At 71.4% G+C, this 20,531-nt stretch carries 20 protein-coding genes; 4 read left to right on the top strand and 16 right to left on the bottom strand.

What is annotated here, in order from left to right; all coding sequences use genetic code 11:
• Positions 1–6: 6 nt before the first annotated feature.
• From AB0J02_RS38315 to AB0J02_RS38290, 6 genes are all read right to left on the bottom strand, one after another.
• Positions 7–1,290: a glutamate-5-semialdehyde dehydrogenase gene (locus AB0J02_RS38315; RefSeq protein WP_363198506.1), complete on the bottom strand. Its 1,284-nt coding sequence runs from the start codon at positions 1,288–1,290 to the stop codon at positions 7–9.
• A gap of 6 nt (positions 1,291–1,296) precedes the next feature.
• A complete protein-coding gene (locus AB0J02_RS38310) occupies positions 1,297–2,037 on the bottom strand; it encodes an SDR family oxidoreductase (RefSeq protein ID WP_363198505.1) in 741 nt (246 codons plus the stop codon).
• Entirely contained in the window at positions 2,034–2,765 is a 732-nt protein-coding gene (locus tag AB0J02_RS38305; protein ID WP_363198504.1) for an alpha/beta fold hydrolase, read from the bottom strand. Before AB0J02_RS38305 ends, AB0J02_RS38310 begins: the two co-directional genes overlap by 4 nt.
• Positions 2,765–5,935, bottom strand: a complete 3,171-nt coding sequence (locus AB0J02_RS38300; RefSeq protein ID WP_363198503.1) for an amino acid adenylation domain-containing protein — start codon at positions 5,933–5,935, stop codon at positions 2,765–2,767. The genes AB0J02_RS38305 and AB0J02_RS38300 overlap by 1 nt, the downstream gene beginning before the upstream one ends.
• Positions 5,932–6,186 (bottom strand): acyl carrier protein, encoded by a 255-nt coding sequence (locus AB0J02_RS38295; protein ID WP_363198502.1) that lies wholly within the window; start codon positions 6,184–6,186, stop codon positions 5,932–5,934. Before AB0J02_RS38295 ends, AB0J02_RS38300 begins: the two co-directional genes overlap by 4 nt.
• A gap of 219 nt (positions 6,187–6,405) precedes the next feature.
• Positions 6,406–7,719 (bottom strand): MFS transporter, encoded by a 1,314-nt coding sequence (locus AB0J02_RS38290; RefSeq protein WP_363198501.1) that lies wholly within the window; start codon positions 7,717–7,719, stop codon positions 6,406–6,408.
• Between the two features lie 141 nt (positions 7,720–7,860).
• On the opposite strand from AB0J02_RS38290, the gene AB0J02_RS38285 reads away from it, so the two are divergent.
• Positions 7,861–8,421 (top strand): CGNR zinc finger domain-containing protein, encoded by a 561-nt coding sequence (locus AB0J02_RS38285; protein ID WP_363198500.1) that lies wholly within the window; start codon positions 7,861–7,863, stop codon positions 8,419–8,421.
• 197 nt (positions 8,422–8,618) lie between these two features.
• The gene (locus AB0J02_RS38280; protein ID WP_363198499.1) at positions 8,619–10,163 is read left to right on the top strand and encodes an amino acid adenylation domain-containing protein; all 1,545 of its coding nucleotides are present in this window, start codon (positions 8,619–8,621) and stop codon (positions 10,161–10,163) included.
• 58 nt (positions 10,164–10,221) lie between these two features.
• On the opposite strand, the gene AB0J02_RS38275 is transcribed toward AB0J02_RS38280, so the two are convergent.
• Positions 10,222–11,142, bottom strand: coding sequence for a LysR family transcriptional regulator (locus AB0J02_RS38275; protein WP_363198498.1), 921 nt, complete (start codon positions 11,140–11,142; stop codon positions 10,222–10,224).
• A gap of 161 nt (positions 11,143–11,303) precedes the next feature.
• Here AB0J02_RS38275 and AB0J02_RS38270 point away from each other — a divergent pair, with 161 nt between their 5' ends.
• Together AB0J02_RS38270 and AB0J02_RS38265 are read left to right on the top strand one after the other, a co-directional pair.
• Positions 11,304–11,819 (top strand): flavin reductase family protein, encoded by a 516-nt coding sequence (locus AB0J02_RS38270; RefSeq protein WP_363198497.1) that lies wholly within the window; start codon positions 11,304–11,306, stop codon positions 11,817–11,819.
• Between the two features lie 62 nt (positions 11,820–11,881).
• Positions 11,882–12,988, top strand: coding sequence for a Gfo/Idh/MocA family oxidoreductase (locus tag AB0J02_RS38265; RefSeq protein ID WP_363198496.1), 1,107 nt, complete (start codon positions 11,882–11,884; stop codon positions 12,986–12,988).
• A gap of 78 nt (positions 12,989–13,066) precedes the next feature.
• Here AB0J02_RS38265 and AB0J02_RS38260 read toward each other — a convergent pair whose 3' ends face one another.
• The 9 genes from AB0J02_RS38260 to AB0J02_RS38220 form a co-directional block, all read right to left on the bottom strand.
• Positions 13,067–13,813: an alpha/beta fold hydrolase gene (locus AB0J02_RS38260; protein WP_363198495.1), complete on the bottom strand. Its 747-nt coding sequence runs from the start codon at positions 13,811–13,813 to the stop codon at positions 13,067–13,069.
• A gap of 1 nt (position 13,814) precedes the next feature.
• Positions 13,815–14,573, bottom strand: coding sequence for a 4'-phosphopantetheinyl transferase superfamily protein (locus AB0J02_RS38255; protein WP_363198494.1), 759 nt, complete (start codon positions 14,571–14,573; stop codon positions 13,815–13,817).
• On the bottom strand, positions 14,545–14,940 hold the full coding sequence (locus AB0J02_RS38250; protein ID WP_363198493.1) for an acyl carrier protein: 396 nt from the start codon (positions 14,938–14,940) through the stop codon (positions 14,545–14,547). The genes AB0J02_RS38255 and AB0J02_RS38250 overlap by 29 nt, the downstream gene beginning before the upstream one ends.
• A gap of 155 nt (positions 14,941–15,095) precedes the next feature.
• Positions 15,096–16,121: an AvrD family protein gene (locus AB0J02_RS38245; RefSeq protein WP_363198492.1), complete on the bottom strand. Its 1,026-nt coding sequence runs from the start codon at positions 16,119–16,121 to the stop codon at positions 15,096–15,098.
• 1 nt (position 16,122) lies between these two features.
• Entirely contained in the window at positions 16,123–16,410 is a 288-nt protein-coding gene (locus tag AB0J02_RS38240; protein WP_363198491.1) for a phosphopantetheine-binding protein, read from the bottom strand.
• The gene (locus tag AB0J02_RS38235; protein ID WP_363198490.1) at positions 16,404–17,153 is read right to left on the bottom strand and encodes an SDR family oxidoreductase; all 750 of its coding nucleotides are present in this window, start codon (positions 17,151–17,153) and stop codon (positions 16,404–16,406) included. The genes AB0J02_RS38240 and AB0J02_RS38235 overlap by 7 nt, the downstream gene beginning before the upstream one ends.
• Positions 17,150–18,496, bottom strand: coding sequence for a long-chain fatty acid--CoA ligase (locus AB0J02_RS38230; RefSeq protein WP_363198489.1), 1,347 nt, complete (start codon positions 18,494–18,496; stop codon positions 17,150–17,152). Before AB0J02_RS38230 ends, AB0J02_RS38235 begins: the two co-directional genes overlap by 4 nt.
• The gene (locus AB0J02_RS38225) at positions 18,493–19,278 is read right to left on the bottom strand and encodes an HAD-IB family hydrolase (protein ID WP_363198488.1); all 786 of its coding nucleotides are present in this window, start codon (positions 19,276–19,278) and stop codon (positions 18,493–18,495) included. Before AB0J02_RS38225 ends, AB0J02_RS38230 begins: the two co-directional genes overlap by 4 nt.
• Positions 19,279–19,587: 309 nt before the next feature.
• On the bottom strand, positions 19,588–20,436 hold the full coding sequence (locus tag AB0J02_RS38220) for an MBL fold metallo-hydrolase (RefSeq protein WP_363198487.1): 849 nt from the start codon (positions 20,434–20,436) through the stop codon (positions 19,588–19,590).
• Positions 20,437–20,531: the final 95 nt, after the last annotated feature.

The raw sequence follows: 20,531 nt of genomic DNA, 5'->3' as shown, positions 1-20,531 counted from the left end.
GGGGGTTCAGACAGAGCTGCGCAGGGCTCCGCGCGCGTCGACGACCCAGCTGTAGGTGACGAGGGACCCGAGCGTGACGGGGCCCCGGACGTGCATGCGGCCGGTGCTGATGGAGATCTCGGAGCCGAGGCCGAGGGTCGGGCCGTCGTGCAGGCGCAGAGAGCCGTTGACGACGATCGCGGCGGCGTCGGCCCGGCGGGCGAAGTCCTGGGTGACCTCGGGCTCGGTGGCGAAGACGCCCTCGGTGTGGCCGGACCCGTACCTGCGGATGTGCTCCAGAGCCTCGGCCGGTCCCGCGACCGGGTACACACCGACCGTCGCGTCGAGGAACTCCCTGCCGAGGTCGTGCTCCTGCAGTTCCTCGATGCGCCAGGGCCGCTCGCCGTCGTGCCCGGCCGCCGCCTCGGGGCGGGGGATGCGCGAGGAGAGCCGCACGTTCACCCGCCGGTCGTTCCGCTCGGAGGCGCGCAGCAGGGCCGCCACGAAGTCGGACGCGACCGCGTCGTCGACCAGGACCACCTCGGCGGTGTTGCACGCGGTGGGCTCGGGGAGCTTGCTGTCCAGCGCGGCCTCGGCGGCGAGTTCGAGGTCGGCGCTGCGGTGCACGTACAGGTGGTTGACGCCGCCGCCGCTGGCGATCACGGGGATCGTCGACGCGGTCCGGCAGAAGTCGATGAGGGACGGGCTGCCGCGCGGGATGAGTACGTCGATCGCGTCCGGGCGCTTGAGGAGCGCACGCAGCTGGGCGCGGTCGGGGTCGTCCAGCACGGTGATCAGGCCGCCGGGCAGCCCGGCTGCCTCCAGCGCGTCACGGGCCACGGCGGCCAGGGCCTGGTTGGTCCGCGCGATCTCCTTGCCGCCGCGCAGGATCACGGCGTTGCCGACGGCGACGGGCAGCAGGGAGCCTTCCACGGTGACCGTGGGGCGCGCCTCGTACACCATGAAGACGACGCCGAGGGGCTTCGGCATCCGCAGGCGCGTCCCCCACTCCCCCACCGGCACGCCGGCGTCCGGGGCGGTGACCGGGTCGAGTTCGGACAGCACCGCTTCGGTGAGGCGCTCCAGCTGACCGAGGTGGGCGGCGGTCAGGCGGAGCCGGTCGATCAGTACGGGGGGCAGGCCGCGCTGTTCGGCGGCGGCGATGTCCCCGGCGTTGGCCTGCAGGACGGCCGGCCAGTGGGCGGCGAGTCGTTTGGCGAGTTCGCGGCAGTAGCGTTCGTAGGCCAGGTCGCCGACCGGAGGGGCGGTGGCGACGGCTTCGCGGGCGGATACGAGAAAATCTTCGGACATGATCTCCTACCACATGAACTGGCCGCCGTCGACGATCAGCTTCTGACCGGTGACGTAGCGGCTGAGCGGACCCACGAGGTACTCGAGGGCGTCGGCGATGTCATCGGGGGTGCCGATGCGTCGCTGTGGGATCTCGGACAGCACCGCGCCGCGGTGCTCCGGCTCGTTCAGCCGGAACCGTTCGACGAGTTCCTGGGTCTCGGTCATCCCGGGGATCAGACAGTTGACCCGCACGGTGGGGGCGAGCTCCAGGGCCAGGCATTTGGTGAGCTGGAGCAGCCCGGCTTTGGACGCCGCGTAGTTGGCGCCGTTGAGACGGGGGCGCAGTCCGGTGGTCGCGCCGACGTTGACGACGGTCCCGTGACCGGCGTCGAGCATCGCCGGAGCGAAGGCCTGCGTGAGGTGGAAGGGGCCGGACAGGTTCGTGTCGAGCACGCTCTGCCAGTCCTCCTCGGTGAGTTCGAGGAAGGGCCGGTCGATGTTGATGCCCGCGTTGTTGACCAGCACCTCGGGCACGCCGTGCTCGGCCAGGACGTGCCGGGCCGCGGCGCGCACGGACGCGCTGTCGCCGAGGTCGGCCCGGACCGTGCTCAGTCCGTGTTCGCCGGCGGCCCGGAGCGCCGCGTCCTTGTCGGACCGGTACAGGGCGACCGTGCGGTAGCCGAGCCGGCGCAGGCGCCGGGACAGGGCCAGGCCGATGCCGCGGGTGCCGCCGGTGACGACGGCGAGGGGGCTGGGGCGGGTCATCGGGATGTCTCCTGCGGTGGGTCGGTGAGACGGGCCAGGAACGCGTCCAGGTGGGACAGGAGGGGGGGCTGGTGCTCCGGGTCGAAGACCTCGAAGTGGCCGCAGTCGAGGTCGCGTACGGTCAGCCGTCCGGTCAACGCGCGCCAGCTGTCGATCTGTTGGTCACGGCCGGCGCTGTCGCAGGCCATCAGCAGCGCGGGGCCGTCGTGCCGGGCCCGGGTGCGGTGCGCGGCGCTGGCCTCGACGTGGGCCAGCGCCGTGCCGCGGGCCCGGGCGGCGTCGGTGCTGTTGCCCAGGTGGCTGACGGACTGCTCGATGGCGTCCAGTACGTCGGTCCGGGCGCGGGCGCTGATGGTGGTGTGCTCGGTGAAGCTGTCGATCAGCACCACGGCGGGGGCCGGGCCGTGCTCGGCCAGGCGTGCGGCCAGTTCCCAGGCGATGACTCCGCCCAGCGACCAGCCGACCAGCAGACGCGGACGCTCGGGCAGGTTCTCCAGCAGGTCCAGGTAGCTTCGGACCATGTCCGCGACGTTGTCGTGCGGTGTCTCGCCCGGCAGCAGCCCGGCGGCCCGGATGCCGGACACGCTGCCGTGCCGGGACAGCCGGGCGGCGATGCCCAGGTACTGGCCGAGTCCGCCGCCGGCCGGGTGGACGAGGACGCCGGGCAGCGGTCCCGGGCGCTGGGCGAGCGGCACGAGCAGCCGGGTCTCGTGGGTGGCGGCAGGCATCAGCGCACCTCGCGGAGGGCGGTGATCCATGCGGCCTGCGCGCGGATGGTCGGGTCCTGGAAGAAGTCGAGGATCGGGATCTGGACGCCGTGCTCCTCCTCGATCGTGGCGCTGGCGGCCATGACGGTGAGCGAGTGCGCGCCGTGCTCCAGGAGCGAGCGGTCGATGGGTACGTCGCTCAGTGACAGCAGGCGTCCCCACATCTGCTGGAGCGCGGCGATCAGCGGGTCGTCGGTCGTCGTGGTCGGGGCGCCGGCGGAGCCGGCCTCGTCGCGCAGGGCCTGCTGGGCCCGGGCGGCGAGGGAGGCGCGGTCCACCTTGCCGTTGCGGGTGGTGGGAACGGCGTCGAGGGGGAAGGCGCGGGCGGGCACCATGTAGCCGGGCAACGTGCCCGCCACATGACGGCGTACGTCGTCGGGTTCGGGGGCCCGGCCGTCCTCGGGCTGGAAGAACAGGGCGAGTCGGCGTTCGTGGCCCGTGCCGTGCGCCACCGCCACCGCGCGGCGCACGCCGGGGTGGGTGGTGGCGGCGGTCTCCAGTTCCCCGAGTTCGACCCGGTAGCCGCGGATCTTCACCTGGTCGTCGTCGCGGCCCAGGAAGACGAGCGCGCCGCTCTCGTCGCGCAGGACCTGGTCCCCGGTCCGGTACATGCGGGCGTCGGCCTCGTCGGCGTACGGATCGGGCAGGAACCGCTCCCGGGTGCGGGCGGGGTCGTTGACGTAGCCGAGCGCGGGGCAGGCGCCCGCGAGGTACAGCTCGCCGGGCACTCCGCGCGGGGCCAGGTGGCCGGTGGTGTCCACCACGTGGGCCGACACGCCGGTGATCGGGCGGCCGATGGGGACGTGGGCGGGCCAGGGCCGGTTGTCGCCGGTGAGCCGGTGCGTGGTGACGGCGTGGGTCTCGGTGGGTCCGTACAGGTTGATCAGACGCAGGTGCGGGCGCTCGTCGAAGAAGCGGCGGACCCGGTCGTCGAGCAGGAGTTGCTCGCCGGACACGCACACATGACGCAGGTGCGGCAGGGCGTCGCCGGTGTCCTGCGCGGCCCGGGCGAACGCGGGCAGTGCGGCGACCGGAAGGTAGACGTGGGACACCCGGTGGGCGCGCACCCGCTCCAGGACGGCGGGCAGGTCCCTGCGGTCGGCCGGTTCGCGCGAGACGAGGGTGCCGCCCGCGGCCAGGGTCGGCAGGATCTCCTGGAAGGAGACGTCGAAGCCGAGCGGCGCGTACTGCAGGAAGCGGGTGTGCTCGTCCATGTCCAGGGCGTCGAGCTGCCATTCGGTGAGGTTCATCAGCGGGCCGTTGTGCATCAGCACGCCCTTGGGCCGGCCGGTGGAGCCCGAGGTGAACATGATGTAGACGCCGTCGGACGGGCCGCTCGCGGCGGCCGGGCCGAGCGGCCCGCCGTGCTCCTCCGCGGCCAGTTCGGCCGGGGAGACGAGGCCGATACCGTCGACCGGCTCCTGTCCGACGATCAGGCGGCAGTCCGCCTTCCGCGTCATGTACGTCAGCCGCTCGGCGGGCAGGGCCGGGTCCAGGGGGAGGAAGACGCCGCCGCGGGCGAGGACGGCCAGGACGGCCACGACCGTGTCGAGGAGTGTGGTCGTGGTGAGGCCGACCACGGTTCCCCGGCCGACACCGCGTCCGGCCAGTGCGCCGGCGGCCGTGGCGGCCAGGCGGTCCAACTCGCCGTAGGTGACGCGGTGTTCGCTCTCCTCCACGGCGATCTGCTCGGGCCGCTCCGCCGCGGCTGCCTGCACCGCGCGGTACAGGTCGGGCTGTGCCAGGGCGCGCCGGAAGCCGTCGTGTGCGCGGGAGTCCTCGGGCGAGGCGTCCACGAAGAGGTCGGCCACGGTCCGGTCCGGGCGGGCGACGGCCCGCTCGAGCAGGCCGCTCAGCGATGCGGCCAGGGCGTCCACCGAGGTCCGCGGCAGCAGTTCGAGGTCGCTCTCGAGTTCGAGCAGCCAGCCGTCGGGGCCGGGAGTGACACCCAGCCAGAGGTCGAACTTGGCGGTGCCGTTGCCGTGTTCGCGCACGCGGCGCACCGCGGAGCCCGGCTCCGCGTCGGTCGCGTCCTGCAGGGCGAGCATGCAGGAGAAGACGGGGTTGCGGTTGGTCGAGCGGTCCGGGTCGACGTGGCGGACGATGCGGTCGAAGGAGACCGCCGCGTCGGCTCTGGTCCGGTCGGCCTCGGCCCGGACCGTCTCCTTGACGAAGCGGTCGAACGGCGCGTCCCAGGGGACGTCGACGATGAGCGGCAGGGTGTTGACGAAGAATCCGCACAGGTCGATCGAGCCCAGGGTGCGGCGGGCCATGACCGGACTGCCGAAGACCACGGCCGTGTTGGCGCTGTGCCGGGCCAGCACGGCCGCGTAGGCGGCGGAGAAGAGGACGAACGGGGTGACGCCGAGCGTCGCGCACAGGGCGTCCAGGTCGGCGGAGTGCCGCGCGGACAGCCGGATCTCGCGCCGGGTCCCGGTGAACGCGGTGGTCGCGGGGCGGTTCGGCCGGGGGTCGAGGACGGTGGCGGGTGTCGCTCGCAGCCGGCCGGCCAGCGCCACGGCCGCCTGCTCGGCCTTCTCCTCGTCGGCGGCGGCGAGTTGGGCGCCGAGTTCGATGCGCAGGGCCCGTTCGCGGACGGCGCGCACGGCCTCGACGTCGAGACTCCGGCGGGCGGCCGCGGTCAGGTCGCGGACGAACTGGCGCAACGAGAAGCCGTCGAAGACGAGGTGGTGCACCACGATCAGAAGCGTCGAGCGGGTGTCGTCCTCGCAGCGCAGCAGGACGGCACGCAGCAGCGGGGAGCGCGTCAGGTCGAAGGCGGTGTCCCCCAGGCCGGCGAGCAGTTCATCGCGCCGGTGCTCGTGGGCCGCACGGTCGGTGGTGACCACGCGCAGAGGCGCTTCGTCGGGGACGCCGCCGAGGACGGCGTGCGGGTCGGCCCCTTCCCGGATGCTCAGGCGCAGCGCCGGCTGCACGGCCAGCACCGCGGTCAGGGCCGACGCGACGGTGTCCGTGGTGAGTGCCGGGTCCAGTTCCAGCTCGGCCACGACGTTGTAGAGGTGGGGCACCGGCACCGTGCGATGCACGACGAGCAGCCCCTTCTGCGCCGCCGTCAGGGGCAGGGTGGCGGTGGCGGTGTCGGTGTCGGCGGTGTGGGGCGCGAGGGTCATCGGACGCTCTCCTTGGGGGCGAGGAGTCCGCGCAGCCACTTGCGCAGCTCTCCCACCGTGTGCACGGCGGCGAGGCCGGTGGGGTCGATCTCCTGATCCGGGTCGGTGATCAGCTCACTGGCGATGCGCAGTACGGAAAGCGAATGCAGCCCCACTTCAGCCAGCGGGGAATCGTCGTCGAAGGACACACGGATGTGCCTCGAAATAGCTGAGCCGATTTCCCCGTCGGCCATCTCGCCCGCATGCTTCATTACTCAGACTCCTCGGGAAAAGGTCGCTTCTTGGCGCACCACAAATCATTCATCAGTGCCTTCGCAGTGGTCAACGGCCCCTCTGCGCGCCCATCGAAGGGTTTGATCGCGATCTTCGCCCGGAAGTACTCATCAAGGAATTCGATCGATGAAGACAATAAAAAAAGAGGAGGCCGGGTTCCCGGCCTCCTCCTCAGAGCTTCCTTCGGCGACGCGCTGTCACCGGTCGCCGAATGCCTCCGTCAGCACGGGCCGCGTCAGGACGCGCAGGAAGGGGGGAACGGTGAGGGCGACCGAGACGGCGAAGACACCGAAGGCCAGCCGCAGCCCGAACCATTCGGCGAGCAGCCCCATGAGGCCGGCGCCCACCGGCATGGCTCCCCAGCTGAACAGCCGGCTGACGGACCCGAACCGGCCGAGCATGGCGTCGGGCACGAGGCGCTGCGCCAGGGTCCGCGAGTTCACCGTCCACAGGGTGCCGCCCATGCCGCCGAGGAAGGCGGCGGCGGCCACGGCCCACAGATTGGTCGTCAGCGCGGGTACGGCCATCATCGCGAAGGTGCCGAACAGGTCGGCGAACATCACCCACCGGCGGCCGAAGAAGCGGTTCAGCCAGGTGACGGCCAGGGCGCCGGCCAGGCCGCCGACGCCCAGGGCGCTCAGCAGGGTGCCGTACTCGCGCGAGGTCAGGTGCATCACGGAGGTCGCGAACAGCGGCATCAGCGCGAGCCAGGCACCCCAGCACGCGCACAGGACGGTGAGGATGAGGGCCATGGTGCGCAGCAGCACGTGGCGCCACAGGTAGCGCAGACCTTCGGCGATCTGCACGCGCACGGCCGCGGGTGCGGCCTGGGCGGCGTCCTGCCGGACCGCGCGGAACCGGCCGACGAGCAGGATCACGACCAGCGAGGCGGCCAGGTAGGACACCCAGGTCGTGCCGAGGGCGATGCCGGTGCCCGCCGCCAGCAGGAGCCCGCCGACGAAGGGGCCGGCGAACTCGTTGCAGACCGTCTCGGCGCCGGCGATCCAGGTGTTGGCCCGCTCCCTGCCCTCCGGCGGGGTCAGGGCCGGGATCAGGGCCGACGCCGAGGTCAGGGCGATGACTTCGGCGATCCCCAGTACCAGGCCGGCGCCGCAGAGGACCGGGATGGAGACGGCGCCGGCGGCCGCCAGGGGCATCAGCGATCCGAGCGCGATCAGGCGCAGGGCGTTGGCTCCCCACAGCAGACGGCGCCGGTCGAGCCGGTCCACCAGGACGCCGACGTGGAGCGCGGCCAGCAGCCACGGCAGGGACAGGGTGAGGGAGACCGCGGAGACCTGGGCCGGTGAGGCGGATGCCTGGGTGGCCATGAGGGGCAGGGCGATCTTGGTGACACCGTCCGCGAGATTGGTGACCGCCGTGAAGACGAGGAGCACGACGGTGTTGTGCGTGCCCCGGCGCGCGGTGGGGTGCTGGGGTTCCGGCGCGGGCGCCGGCGGCGGATCGGTGAGCGTCACCGGCGCCTTCGTGGTGTCGACGCTGAGTTCACTCATCAGTCTCCCCTAACCGTCTAACGGCTTTGCTGGTGAATCCCGAGGTGTCGAGTCTGGCACGGAGGGCCCGCTCCCGCTACCCGGCAAAGCCGATAGCCGGTTATCCCGTGTAGGCTGGGACCTCGTCACAGGAGGTGGCCCATGCTCGACGCACCGGCATCCGCCCAACTGGTCCAGGCGTTCGCCAACACGGTCGATGTCGAGTGCGGGACCGACGAGCTGGACACGGCCGGCAAGCTCGACGCTTGGCTGCGCGAACGGGACCTCCTGCACGGCGGCGAGCGGGTGCACGCGCAGGACCACGCCCTGTGTCTGCGCATGCGCGCCGGCATCCGCGAGGAACTCGGCGCCCACGTGGGCGATCACACCGACCCGGCGCTCCTGCACGAGGCGACCGAAGCACTGCGTGACCTCCCCGTCGTCGTCACCACGGGAGGCGACGCCTCTGGCGTCCTCGCTCCCGCCCCGCATCTCACGGCGGCCAGGAAGGCCCTCGCGGCTCTCGCGATCGCCTGGAGCGAGCTCGCCGTCACCGGCGAGGCCGCACGGCTCAAGCGCTGCTCCGAGCACGCCTGCGCCTGGGTCTTCTGGGACACCTCGAAGAACCGCAGCCGCCGCTGGTGCTCGATGCGGGTGTGCGGAAATCGCGCGAAAGCCCGCCGGTACGCCGCCCGGCAGACCACCGGGAAGACCGTCGAATAGTCTCTGCTCCCGGTCCCGGCAGCAAATAGAGCATTTGAATAATCTATCGGCGCCCTGCCTCTAAGGGCCGCACTCTTGACTCTTCCTGAACGCGCGGCAAAACATTCATAGGACGCCCTCGGTCCCCGCTTCCGCCGCCTTTCTGAGAAGTCCCGGGGGCTCCTCATACACCGCGCCACGGAAGAGGACCGGACATCATGAACGCCACCGGGACCATGTACGACTGGTTCGCGAACTCCGTTGCCCGACACGGCGACCGGCAGACCGCCCTCGAGGTCGCCGGGGAGGTCGTGACCTACGCCGAACTCGACGCGCTGTCCGCACGCCTGGCGGGCGAACTCGTCGCCGCACACGGCGGCGTGCCCGCCCGGGTCGGCCTGCTGGCCGCACGGAGCACGGCCGCCTACGCGGGATATCTCGCCGTGCAGCGCCTCGGCGCCGTCGTCGTGCCGCTCAATCCGGCCTGGCCGGCCTCCCGCAACGCGACGATCGCCGCCGACGCCGGCCTCGACCTCGTGATCACCGAGGACGACACGGACCCGGGGACGCGGACGGTGGAACTCTCCGCGGCCCGCATGAAGGCCCTGCGAACCGCCCCGGCCCCGGATCTGCCGCCGTCGCAGGCCGGACCCGACGACCTCGCCTACATCCTGTTCACCTCGGGCTCGACCGGCCGCCCCAAGGGCGTCCCCATCGCCCACCGCAACGTGTCGGCCTATCTGAGCCACGTCATCCCGCGCTACGAGCTGGGACCGGGAGCCCGCGTCTCGCAGACATTCGACCTCACCTTCGACCCTTCCGTCTACGACATGTTCGCGGCCTGGGGCTCAGGGGCCGCGCTCGTCGTGCCGGACAAGACGGACCTGCTGACACCGGTGCGGTTCGTGAACCGCGAGCGCATCACGCACTGGAACTCCGTGCCCTCGGTCGCCTCCATCGCCATGCGGCTGCGCGCGCTGCGGCCCGGCTCCATGCCGACCCTGCGCTGGAGCCTGTTCTGCGGTGAGGCGCTGACGCTGCGGCACGCGCAGGCATGGCGGGCCGCCGCCCCGCAGTCCGTGCTGGAGAACATCTACGGGCCCACCGAAATGACGGTCACCTGGACCGAGTTCCGGCTTCCGCGGCAGCCGGAGGCCTGGCCGCAGCCGGCCAACGGCACCGTGCCCATCGGCACCCCCTACCCGGGCCAGGAGCACCTCGTACTCGACGAGGCGGGCCGGGCCGCCTCGACCGGTGAACTGGTCGTGCGCGGCTCGCAGCGCTTCCCCGGCTATCTCGACCCGTCCGACAACGTCGGCAGGTTCCTGCGCATGGTGGACGGACGCGCGCTCGTCCACGACGGCAACGAGCCGCTCACGGACGCGCATTGGTATCGCACCGGTGACCGGGTGGGCCACCTCGACGGGGAACTCGTGCACCTCGGGCGGCTCGACCACCAGCTCAAGATCCGGGGCTACCGGGTCGAACTCGGCGAGATCGAGTCGGCTCTGCTCGATCTGCCCGGCGTCGCCGAAGCCGTCGTGCTGGCGCTGCCCGGCCACGGCGGCGACATCGAACTCGCGGCCGTGTGCACCGGAACGGTCCCGGACACCGCCGCGTTGCTCGAGCGGCTCGGCGCCCGGCTGCCCGTGTACATGGTGCCGGGATCCCTCACCGTGCTGGACGGGCTGCCGCTCAACGCGAACGGCAAGGTGGACCGCAAGGCGCTGACGGCCCGGCTCGGCACGCCGGTCGCCGCCTGAGGGATCCGCCGCCGCGCACATCGGCCGGTGGTCTGCGTCGTACGGAGCCCGGCCGGTGTCAGCACGCGGCGCGCAGCGCGACGCCGTCCGTCGGGTCGTCCTCGGCCGTCACCTGCCGGGCCGCGTCGAGAACGGTGGCGAAGGAGGGGTCCTCATCGAGTCCCCGGCGCCAGACGCACTGCGAGTAGACCTCGAAGGGGGCCCACCACCCGATGCGCCCCAGCAGGCCGTCCCGCAGCTCGTCGCGGACCGCGACGGTGGGCAGCAGCGCGATTCCGATGCCCTCGCCGACACTGCGCTTGACCGCGTCGACCGAACCCACCGCGAGCACACCGCCGGCCGGCTCACCCGCCGCGGCCAGCACGGACTCGAAGCTGTGCTGGTAACCGTTCCACCGGTGAGCGCACACCACGGTGCTCGCGGCGAACTCCGCTGCCGATCCGACGGACACACCGACCAGCGGATGGGACGGCGCCGCCACCAGGCTCAGGCTCTCGGGACGCAGGGTCTGGTGACGCACGTCGGGCGTGGCCGGGCGGGGGCCGATGAAGAAGGCGCAGTCCACGCGCTCCTCCCTCACCAGAGCGACCGGGTCGTCGTCGAGCGTACGCAGCGAGACGCCCAGGGTGCGGTGGCGCAGATGCAGATACTCGATCAGCGGGACGAGCCGGTACGTGGTGATGCACTCGGCCGCGCCGATCGCCAACGAGGAGACCTGGTCGGCGGGTTCGGACACGGAGTGCTGCGCCAGTTCGCTCAGCCGGACGATCCGCCGCGCGTAACTGTGCAGGCGCCGTCCCGCGGAGGTGAGACGGGCGCCGCCGGCCGTGCGGTCCAGCAGCGGCGCGTCGACGATCTGCTCCAGCGCCTTGATGCGGGCCGTGACGGTCGGCTGAGCCAGCCCCAGGAGGCGCGCGGCCTGGGTGAAACTCCGTGACTCCGCGACCGCCAAGAATGCGTCGAGTTGTTTTATGTTCATGACTCAGCCGAACCCCCGATCGTCCGTGGTACGGAGCTCGTGACTCCGGAGTGCGACCTTACGGACAGGGAAAGGGAGTTGCATCAGCTGTCGGTGTTGCCGTCACCAATACCACCGAGGGGCACTTGCCCGATTCCCCGGGCCCGGCCAACCATGGCAGCATGACCTCGCCAGTCGCGCCGCCTCAAATCCAGCGTCCGATCGACCACGATGAATTCCGCGCCACCTTGGGAAAGTTCGCCACCGGGGTCGTCGCCATCACGGCCCTGCACGGAATCGACGCCGAACCGGCCGGCGTCGTCGTGAATTCGTTCACCTCGGTTTCCCTGGATCCCGCCCTGGTGCTCTTCTGTATGGCCAGAACGAGCAGCAGCTGGCCGAAAATCCGTACCGCGGACCGCTATTGCGTCAACATACTCGGAAAGAACCAGCGCGAGATCAGCACACGGCTCGCCTCCCGGGGAGGCGACAAGTTCCGGGGGCTGAGCTGGAGCACCACCCCCACCGGCGCTCCCGTTCTGGACGGGTCGCCCGCGTGGCTGGAGTGCTCCACGGAGGCCGAGTACCCGGCGGGCGACCACGACGTGGTCGTGGCCCGGGTGCACCGCCTCGGCGGTCGCGGGGCGGACGCCCCGCTGCTCTTCTACCGCGGGACGTACGGCCGGCTGGCCGACTGACACCACGGTGGGCGGTGGCCCGCCGTGTCCCTCCACACCGAACCAACAAGAGGTACTTCTTCATGACAGCAAGCACCGGTCCCCGCAAACCCATCGGCGTGGGCATCGTCGGCCTGAGCGCCGGCGGAGGGTGGGGCTCGCGAGGCCATGTGCCCGCGCTCCAAGCCGTGGAAGGCTACGAGTTGCGGGGGCTCGCGGCCTCCTCCGCGCAGGCCGCGCAGCGAGCCGCCGAGGCCTACGGCGTGCCGGCGGCCTACTCCGATGTGAGCGATCTGGCCCGCGACGAGAACATCGACCTCGTGGTGATCGCCGTACGCGTGCCCAGGCACCGCGAGTTGATCCTGCCCGCGCTCCAGGCCGGCAAGGCCGTGCTGAGCGAGTGGCCGCTGGCCACGGACCTCGCGCAGGCCGAGGAACTCGCCCTGCTCGCCGAGCGGCACGGCGTCCGCACCGCGGTCGGCCTGCAGTCGCGTTCGGCGCCCGCGGTGCGCTATCTCCGCGACCTGATCGCGGACGGGTACGTGGGCGAGGTCCTGTCGACCACGCTGCTCGGCTCGGGCGGCGGCTGGGGTCCGGCCGTGGGGTCCGGCGGGGCGTACACGGTCGACCGGAGCAACGGGGCGACCCTGATGACCATTCCGTTCGGTCACACCCTCGATGCCCTGACCATGTGCCTGTCCTCCTTCGAGGAGCTGAGCGCGACGACGGCCACGCGGCGCCCGACGGTCGAGGTCACCGACACCGGCGAGACCATCCCGATGACCGCCGAGGACCAGATCGCCGTCTCCGGCCGGCTGGCGGGCGGAGCCGTCGCCTCACTGCACTACCGGGGCGGGTCCAGCCGGGCGGCCAATCTGCGCTGGGAGATCAACGGCACCGACGGCGACCTGGTCGTCTCGGGGAACACCGGGCACCTCCAGTTCGGCCAGTTCGACATCAGCGGGGCTCGCGGCAAGGAGCAGCATCTCGCGCCGCTCCCCGTCCCGGCCCGGTACCAGGAGGTCGCCGGGGTGGAGGGTCCGGCCGCCGTGGTGGCGCACGCGTACGCCCAGCTGCGGGAGGACCTGCACACCGGCAGCACCACCGTTCCCGACTTCCGGCACGCGGTCGAGCACCACCGTCTCCTGGACCGTATCGCCAGGTCCGCCGAGACCGGGACCCGTCAGTAACGGGCAGGAACCGCACCACGATCGATGCCCTGCCGGCCTGGCCGGCAGGGCATCGATCGTGGTGCGCGGGCGTGCGGGTCAAGCGGCGGAGCGGCAGGACGCGACGAGCCGGGCGCACACGGCTTCCGCGTGCTCGTAGAGGTAGAAGTGCCCGCCCGGCCAGGTGTGGCAGGACACCGGACGGCTGGCGTGGGCCGACCACTCGCCCAGCGTCGCCGCGGGGGCCAGCGGGTCGTCCTCGCCCCCGAACACGGACAGCGGCGTCCGCAGCGGTTCGCCGGGAGCGTACGCGTAGTCGTCGACGAGGAACAGGTCGGCCCGCAGCGTGCGCGCCACCAGCTTCGCCAGCGCGTCGCGGTCGCCGTATCCACCGGGCAGGCCGCCCAGGCCGTGCACCTGGCGCAGCATGCGGTGCGCCGGCTGCGACGGGTCCAGGGGACCGGAGAGCCCGGCGCCGAACCGCTGCGGCGCGCGGCTGCCCGAGACACCGAGCCAGCAGGGGCCCCGGCGGTCGGACTCCAGCGCCCGCGCGACCTCGAAGGCGAGCAGCGCTCCCAGGCTGTGCCCGAACACGGAGAACGGACCCGACAGGGCAGGACCCAGGGTGGTGCACAGGTAGTCGACCGCTTCCGCTGCCGTACGGCACCGCTCCTGCCCGCGGTCCAGCAGACGCCCGGGCAGGTCGACTCCCCAGACCCGCCAGTCCGCGGGCAGGTGGGGCAGCAGCGGGGCGAAGCCGCGCGACGAGCCGCCCGCGTGGTGCAGCAGCACCAGGGTGTGGGCGGGCTCGCCGCGCAGTGCGGGGTTGAGATCGAGGATCGGCATCTCAGGCCGCCAGCTCCGCGAGGAAGGAGCGCTGTGGGTCGAGCGGCACCGGATCGTCCTTGTACAGGCACTCCATGGCGAGCCAGTGCACCCGCACCCGGGCCCGCACCGTGTCGTGCAGCGCCACGGCCGCGACGTGCTGCGGACCGCACGGCACGTCGATCACCTCCCAGGAGTCGGGGCGCCGCGCCGGGTCGCCGCCCAGGTAGTCGGCTGCCAGCGGGCGGCCGAGGCCGGTGCCGAGCCCCTTCAGGTAGGCCTCCTTGCGCGTCCACAGCTGTCCGAACTCGACGACGCCCGCGGACTCGCCCGCCAGCTCCTCCTGTTCGTCCGGGTGCAGGGCGGGAGTGCACACCCGCGCCGTCTCGGCCGTCGGGACCTTCTCGACGTCGACGCCGATCGGCACCGTCGACACCCCGATGAGGGCCATGCCGTTGCTGTGGGAGAGGGAGAAGTGCACGGGCGCGTCGGGGGACTCCAGGACGGGTCGGCCGTGCGGTTCGTCGCAGCACGGGCAGGGCTCCCGGCCCATCCGCAGGCTGCGCGGGTCGGTGTCCAGGTAGGCGCTGAGCAGTCGGCGCAGGCCTACGTGTGCGGAGCTGTAGAGGAGCCGGCCCGCCTCGCGCCGGCACGTCCCGGCGCGGCTCTGTTCGGCCGCGTCGAGTTCGGTGAGGTCCAGGACGCCTGTGCAACTACCGAGCGGTGGCTGGCGCAGGATCCACAGGTCCGCGCTACTTTGCGGCGGGATCGGCAATGTCACGCTGGTCAGTCCCTGCCTTGGATCGGGTGAGGAGGTCGCCGAGGTGGCGGGCGAGCGTTCCGGTGTCGGCGGCACGCAGGATGAAGGTGAGGTCGGGCTCGACCTCCAGGGCGGCGGCGATACGGCGCTGGAGCTCCAGGCCGATCATGGATCCGACGCCCAGGTCGGTCATCGTCTGGTGCCGGTCGACCGCCTCGGCCGGGCAGTGCAGGACCCGGCCGATCTCCTGGCAGACGTGGTCCTCCAGGAGTCGCTCCCGCTCGGCGGGGGCCGCGCGGCGTATCGCGGCCGCGGGTGCGAGTGCGGGTGCGGGTGCGGGCGGTTCGGCGGAGGTCAACTCCGGTTCGGGCCTTGGGAGTCGGGTCATTTCTGACGGACTGATGGAGAACCAGTCGAGTACGGCCTGATCCACTGTCGTGTATCTCTCTGTCGGTCATGGTCAAGGAGCCGACCGGCGGCGCGCCGGGAGCCGGGGGGTGGGCACAGCGGCGCGCCGCCGGTCGTGTCTTTCAGGGCGGGCGGTCAGTCGGCCGCGGCGGCGCCCGGCGGCAGTTCGTGGGCGAAGCCGCAGCGCAGGTTCATGCCGGCGAGTTCGCCGGTGATCTCGACGCTGCGCCACAGGCCGCCGCGCAGCGGCAGCAGCCGCCGGCTGCTGAGCCTGGTGTGCGCGACGGACGCGTCGGGGCCTACGGGCCACGACGTCTCGGGCGGCGCCTCGAGAACGGTCTGCATCATCCACAGCGTGTTGCTCTCGGCCCGGCTGATCGAGTCCAGTTCGTACATGAGGACCTGCGCCAGCTGCAGATTCACCACGAAGGCGTCGACCAGGGAGACGGCCGGCTGCCGGTCGCCCTCGATCCCCTCGTGCGCGGGTTCGCTCTCCGCGTCGAAGGCGATGTCGGCGCGGGCGGAGAAGTCGTCGAGGTCGATGCCGACGTCGCGGATGTGGTGGCGCCTGCGCTTGAAGCCGCCGCCCCAGAAGCGGTCCCGCTCCGGGCCGAGCGCGTCCGTCAGGCTCCGGTGGTGGGCCTCCTCGACGGCGCGTGCGGCGATCTCGTGCTCGATCTCGCAGCGGACCCGCAGATTGCCGACGGTGCAGTCGTGCACCGAACGGAAGCGCCCGGCCCGGCCGGGCAGCGCCGTGGTCTCCACCAGGCGGGCCGCGAGCGGAATGCCGAGCAGCTCCTCCTGGGGTGCGCCGCCCGCCCGCAGGACGACCTTGTGCAGGCGCAGGCGACGGCGGGCCGAGCCGTCCAGGCCGTATCCGTGCGTCAGGTGGAGCTCCGCCAACTGAACGGCCAGGACCAGGGCGTCCACCGTGCTGAGGTGCGGCCGCAGGTCCGTGCCGTCCTTCTTGCGGGACCAGTCTGCGGGGTAGCCGACGTCGACCGTCGCCCGCACTCCGGCGTCCGGGGCGTCGGCCGGCGTGACGACGATGTCACTGACGCGGTACTCGGCCCGCTGGTAGCCGCGGGAGAAGAACCGGGTCTCGCCCGGGCCCAGGTAGTCGTCGATGGAGTGCAGCAGTACGTGCTGACCTGTGCTCACGTCACACACCCGCCCCGGCGGTCTGTATGGAGTCCTCGTAGGCGGCGATCAGTTCACGGACGGTACGGACATCGGTGATGGACCGGTCGCCGTCGAAGGGGTCGACGCCGAATTCGGCCTCGAGCTGCAGCAGCAGCTGGGCGAGCAGCAGCGAGTTGAGGCCGACGGTCAGCAGCGGGTCGTCGAGGTTGTACTGGATGCTGCCCTCGTCGTTGAGCAGGACGTTGTCGATCTCTCGCAGGATGGTCTGCTGCGCTGTGCCGTCCGGGGCCTGGGTGTCCTTCAGCATGTGATTCCTCCGTCGATGACCATGGTCTGTCCGGTGATGAAGCGTGACTGGGGGGTGGCGAGGAAGAGGACCGCGTCGGCGATCTCGTCCACGGTTCCCAGCCGTCCCAGCGGCGTGCGCTGCTGGATCTTTTCGCGGTTGCGCGACGTGACGTCGGCCGTCATGTCGCTGTCGAAGAACCCGGGGGTCAGGGTGTTGACGCGCACTCCCTGGGGTCCCAGCTCGCGCGCCATGCTGCGTCCCAGGCCTTCGAGACCTGCCTTCGCCGCCGCGTAGACGGCCACGCCCCGGTAGCCCCGGATGGCGTTGATGGACGAGATGTTGACGATGCTTCCGCCACCGGCTCGCACCATGAGCCGTGCGCCGGCCTGGCAGAGGTGCAGGGGCGCGAGGAGATTGACTCTGATCAGCTCGTCCATCCGCCCGGGGGCGGAGGTGAGGAAGAGCTCCTGGTGCAGCACGCCGGCGTTGTTGATGAGGAGGTCGAGCCGGCCGAACCGCCTGCCGGTGTCGCGGACGAACCTGCGCAGTTCCTGGGTGTCGGCCAGATCGACGGACTCCCAGTGGAAGGCGTCCTGATGTTTTTCGGACATCTCCGTGACGAACTCGTTGGACGTCCTGCTGAAGGTCGACACGTACCACCCGTCGGCGAGCAGCCGTTCGACCAGCACGCGGCCGAGCCCTCGGCTGCCGCCGCTCACCAGGGCGACGCGGCGGTCCGCCGGTGGCGGGGTCGCGTTCATACCGCGGCCCTGACCTTCTTGAAGCGTTCGGAGTGGTGGTCGTCCTGCCCCACCTCGACCAGGAGCGGCACCTTGTACGACTCCAGGCGCGTGCTGCAGAACTGGCGGACCTGGCGTGCCACTTCCTTGGGGTCGGCCGGGTGCGTCAGCTTCACGAGTGCCTGGACGACCTGACCGGTGATGTGGCTGCTGCGGCCCGAGACCGTGGCATCGGCGATGATGTCCATCTCCAGCAGTACGTTCTCGACCTCGCTCGGGTACACCTTCTCCCCGGCGACGTTGATGATCTCCGACTTCCGGCCCAGGATGCGCACGTACTCGCCGTCGGTCTCGACCGCGTCCTGGGTGTTGAAGTACCCCTGCTCGTCGAAGGGCGCGGGCGCGTTGAGGTAGCCGAGCATCGCCATGTCGGAGCGGATCCACAGGATCGCGTCCCGTATCTCGTAGTCGAACCCCTCGCCGCCGAGCTTGACCCAGAGGCTGTCGTCGCTGCGCGACTTGGTGGCCATGATGCCGAGTTCGGACAGGCCGTAGGTCTGCTTCAGCCGCACCTCGGGGAGCGCCTCGTGGAGCTTTTGCAGCACGCCGAGCGGCATGGGCTCCGTGCCGTAGGTGATGAGCCGCAGCGAACTCAGGTCGTGGCTCTCGTACGCGCCCGAGATCAGGAGCATGTTCAGGAACGTCGGTGTGGTGGGCAGCACGTGGATGTGGTGGGCGGCGATCGCGGAGCAGACCGTGTCCGGGGTGCGCTCGGCGATGGTGACCAGCGCGCCGCCCTGGCTGAGGGTGTGCAGCAGGGTGTTGATGCCGCCGATGTGGTCCAGGTTGAGGAAGCCGAGGGTCCGCTGTGCCCTGCGGACCTCGCGGTACTTGTCGAGCACCTTGGCCATGTCCAGGACGGTGGCCTTGCTGCGCCCGGTGGTTCCGGAACTGAACAGCACCAGGCCCGGGGTGGCCGATGAGCGCAGCCGGTCGTAGAGGTCGTGTCCGGCGCGGCGTCCGGTGCGCTCGACCCGGTGCCCGGCGGCGGATGCCCCGAGGGTGACGACCGCCTCCACTTCGGCGACGTCGAGGAACTCGGTCCGCTTGGCGGCGGGCAGCGGGGCCATGGGGACGACGATCGCTCCCCGCTCGATCAGGGCGAGCAGCCCGGCGCACGCCTCGACACTGCTCGGGCCCTCCAGCGCGACGACGTCTCCGGCCCGGATGCCGTGCGTGTCGAGGAGCGCGCCCCACCGGGCGGTGAGCCCGAGTACGTGCGCGTAGCTGTGCGTCCGGCCGTCGAACACGATCGCGTCGGCGTCCCCGAACTGTTCCAGTCGTTGAAAGAACCAGGTAGTCATGCGCTCTCCGACATGTCATAGAGGGCTGAGGTGAGGAAGGACGGTGGTGTCCGGCCGGGGGCCGGCCGGACGGTGGCGCCGGCGGACCAGGCCGGCAGCCGGAGGTCCGGCGCGGGCGCGGTACCGGGCAGCAGGGGCCAGCCGTAGGTGCGTGCCAGTGCGCGCAGCCGGTCGTCCCCTCCTACGACGACGGCCGAGCCGGCGGCCTTGAGCAGGGGAAGGTCCGAGATGTGGTCCCCGTACGCGATGGATTCACGGGCATCCACCCCGCGTTCGAGGAGGATTTTCAGCGCGGCGTCCGCCTTGGCGATTCCGATCATGGGAGGGCCGTCCAACGCGCCGGTGTAGCGGCCCCGTTCGGTCCGCGGGACGGTGCACCGGGTCTCGTCCGCCCCGAGGTCCTCGGCGATGAGCCGCAGCGGGGCGGGGAAGGAACCGGAGACGAGGACGACGTGTGCTCCCTGGCGCCGATGCCGGCGCAGCTCGGCGACGGCGGGCTCGTGGTAGAAGCCGCCGGTGGACAGCTCGGCGTCGAACCAGGCGCGTGCCATCGCGGTCATGACCGCCGTGTCGAGGCCTTCCAGCCCCGCGTAGTAGGCACGGTTGACCGTCTCGCGCGGGCAGCCGAGAGCCGACATGGCCTTGAGTTCGCACATCCGGTCGTCGACATACCGGCGCGGGTGGCCCAACGCCGCGTGGTAATAGGCCAGAAGCCGGGACATGCTGCCGGAGGTGGTCAGTGTGTGATCCACGTCGAAGAACGCGACTTTCGCACGTCTCATCTGTCGGTACCTCCTGTGGCCTGGGCGAGGGGAAACGACGCGACGGAACTCTTCGTCATTCCTGATCGGTTGGGACAGATACAGATAAGGAAAGGTCCATGGTGAGCGCCGCGGATTCCCGGCTCCCGGCCTCGCGCCGAAGGATGCGGACTCCGGTTCTGCTAAGACTTCGAATAGAAGTTCTGGCTCACGCGATGAATCATCGCAGTGGACGCCCCGGCTCCCCAGACTTCAATGTCACCGGCTTCCACGACGCGACCATTAAGGACACTGCCGCTCCCACCAATACGCAATCGGCCGGAATTCGTGCTAGACGTCCAGGGCCGTCCACTGCGGGACACCGCGTCGTTCCCGGAGCCGGCCCAGTGGGCTCTCGGCGAAGTGGGTGGCGAAGGCGAGGGTGTCGGGGCGGGTCAGTTCCGCCGCCATCGCGTGGCGGGTGCGCACCGCCGTTGTCGGCTCGGCGTCCATGGCGCACGTCCAGTCGGGATGGGCGAACTGGTCCGGAACGTGGAAGACGTCGCCGAAGGCGATCAGTCGACGGCCCCCGGCCGAGAGCACGTAGGCGGTGTGCCCCTCGGTGTGTCCGGGAGCGGCCCACGCCCGGACACCGGGGAAGATCTCGTCGCCGGTGCTCGCGGCGCGGGTCGTCACCGCCGCCGACTGCCGTTCTCCTTGCGCCCATTCGGCGGCGGAGGCCACGTATGCGGCCCGGGGGAAGAGGCGCGGTGTGTCGGGCCCCGAGGGAAAGCCCCATCCGACGTGGTCGTCGTGCAGGTGGGTGAAGGCCACGGTGTCGATGTCCGCGGCGTCGCGTCCGTGGCGGGCCAGGGCGGTCGGCAGGTGTCCGCCGTACAGGTTCCCGATGGTGGCGATGGTGTCCTCGGCGGCCGCGCTGTGCGCGCCGTACCCGGTGTCGATGAGGAGTGCCCGGTCCCGGTGCTCGACCAGCAGGGCGGTGATGGGGGCCGGGATGTACCCGGTGCTGTCCAGGGCGGAGGAGTTCCGGCCGCTCCAGTCGTCCCGCGTGGAGTCGGGGAACCAGTGCAGCGGGTGGAGTTGGACGGCCCCGTCCGTGAGGACGGTGACGCGGTGCTCGCCGAGGCGCAGTGTCGGGTTACGGCCGTGGGTGATGGACGGTTCGGTGGTGTGTGTCATGGGTCTCTCTCGTGCGCGAGGCCCGGTATCGAGTGGTCTCGATACCGGGCCTCGGTCGGCTCCGTGCGCACGCCGCGTGGACTGCGCTCGTGCGC

This window comes from Streptomyces sp. NPDC050264 (genome assembly GCF_040655895.1).
Lineage (GTDB): Bacteria > Actinomycetota > Actinomycetes > Streptomycetales > Streptomycetaceae > Streptomyces.
This window is presented reverse-complemented; position numbering and strand designations above follow the sequence as displayed.

Coding starts and splice junctions, on each gene's coding strand:
- AB0J02_RS38315 (WP_363198506.1), bottom strand. CDS start 1,290: ATGTCCGAAGATTTTCTCGTATCCGCCCGCGAAGCCGTCGCCACCGCC.
- AB0J02_RS38310 (WP_363198505.1), bottom strand. CDS start 2,037: ATGACCCGCCCCAGCCCCCTCGCCGTCGTCACCGGCGGCACCCGCGGC.
- AB0J02_RS38305 (WP_363198504.1), bottom strand. CDS start 2,765: ATGCCTGCCGCCACCCACGAGACCCGGCTGCTCGTGCCGCTCGCCCAG.
- AB0J02_RS38300 (WP_363198503.1), bottom strand. CDS start 5,935: ATGACCCTCGCGCCCCACACCGCCGACACCGACACCGCCACCGCCACC.
- AB0J02_RS38295 (WP_363198502.1), bottom strand. CDS start 6,186: ATGAAGCATGCGGGCGAGATGGCCGACGGGGAAATCGGCTCAGCTATT.
- AB0J02_RS38290 (WP_363198501.1), bottom strand. CDS start 7,719: ATGAGTGAACTCAGCGTCGACACCACGAAGGCGCCGGTGACGCTCACC.
- AB0J02_RS38285 (WP_363198500.1), top strand. CDS start 7,861: ATGCTCGACGCACCGGCATCCGCCCAACTGGTCCAGGCGTTCGCCAAC.
- AB0J02_RS38280 (WP_363198499.1), top strand. CDS start 8,619: ATGAACGCCACCGGGACCATGTACGACTGGTTCGCGAACTCCGTTGCC.
- AB0J02_RS38275 (WP_363198498.1), bottom strand. CDS start 11,142: ATGAACATAAAACAACTCGACGCATTCTTGGCGGTCGCGGAGTCACGG.
- AB0J02_RS38270 (WP_363198497.1), top strand. CDS start 11,304: ATGACCTCGCCAGTCGCGCCGCCTCAAATCCAGCGTCCGATCGACCAC.
- AB0J02_RS38265 (WP_363198496.1), top strand. CDS start 11,882: ATGACAGCAAGCACCGGTCCCCGCAAACCCATCGGCGTGGGCATCGTC.
- AB0J02_RS38260 (WP_363198495.1), bottom strand. CDS start 13,813: ATGCCGATCCTCGATCTCAACCCCGCACTGCGCGGCGAGCCCGCCCAC.
- AB0J02_RS38250 (WP_363198493.1), bottom strand. CDS start 14,940: ATGACCCGACTCCCAAGGCCCGAACCGGAGTTGACCTCCGCCGAACCG.
- AB0J02_RS38240 (WP_363198491.1), bottom strand. CDS start 16,410: ATGCTGAAGGACACCCAGGCCCCGGACGGCACAGCGCAGCAGACCATC.
- AB0J02_RS38235 (WP_363198490.1), bottom strand. CDS start 17,153: ATGAACGCGACCCCGCCACCGGCGGACCGCCGCGTCGCCCTGGTGAGC.
- AB0J02_RS38230 (WP_363198489.1), bottom strand. CDS start 18,496: ATGACTACCTGGTTCTTTCAACGACTGGAACAGTTCGGGGACGCCGAC.
- AB0J02_RS38225 (WP_363198488.1), bottom strand. CDS start 19,278: ATGAGACGTGCGAAAGTCGCGTTCTTCGACGTGGATCACACACTGACC.
- AB0J02_RS38220 (WP_363198487.1), bottom strand. CDS start 20,436: ATGACACACACCACCGAACCGTCCATCACCCACGGCCGTAACCCGACA.